Genomic DNA, 687 nt, shown 5'->3' with positions numbered 1-687 from the left:
GAAGGGTTCACACTTTGCCAATCAGGGAGAATATTTTATGTTGATGACGGTAAGCCAGTATGCCGAACATGCCAAGATGAGCCGCCGGGCATTCTACAATTGGGAAAGTAAATCGGGTTTCCCTGCGCGAGTCGGCAGTAAAATTGATGCCATTGCCTGTGATGCTTACCTGTCGCGATATCGTGATAGCCATGACCCGCGAGCACAGAACGCCAAGAGTAAACCAGCGCCAGCCAAGGGTAAGGTTAAAGCGGGTAATAGGCTGGTAGAAATGAGTGTGGCTGAAATTAGTCAACATCTGGACGGTTGCGTTGGTCAGGCTGTTGAGATGGACGATGACGAACGCGCCACCTTAGCCGCTAAAGCGGTGGGCCTCTATCTGAGCGAAGGCCCTGACAACCCACCTGTGACGTTTGGTGGCTACCGCCTGTCTATCGTCGAAACGCCAGAATGGGAAACCGGGCAAATTATCGCGGGTGGGGCCTTTGGGCTATCTGCGGTGGATGTGGTGTTTGAGTGCCTGGATTACACACTGACACTGATGAGCGATGAAACCGAGGAAACAGCTATGCGTGAGGTTATCCCTTCGCTGCTCTATGTCCTCGGAAATGATGAATAAATTACTTACCTAGTGGGCTATAGACCTGCAATCTCCAATCTTTGCCAGCCTTGTGCTGGCTTTTTTTT

The 687-nt window shown here is 51.1% G+C and carries 1 protein-coding gene; it reads left to right on the top strand.

All coding sequences use genetic code 11. From position 1 onward, the window contains the following. The first annotated feature begins 37 nt into the window (after positions 1-37). Positions 38-619, top strand: a complete 582-nt coding sequence (locus tag AEP37_RS23935) for a hypothetical protein (RefSeq protein ID WP_049615679.1) — start codon at positions 38-40, stop codon at positions 617-619. The last annotated feature ends 68 nt before the right edge of the window (positions 620-687 follow it).

It is taken from the genome of Yersinia pekkanenii, from assembly GCF_001152565.1.
GTDB classification, from domain to species: domain Bacteria; phylum Pseudomonadota; class Gammaproteobacteria; order Enterobacterales; family Enterobacteriaceae; genus Yersinia; species Yersinia pekkanenii.
The sequence above is the reverse complement of the archived record's forward strand: the minus strand, read 5'-3'. Positions and strand labels throughout refer to the sequence as shown.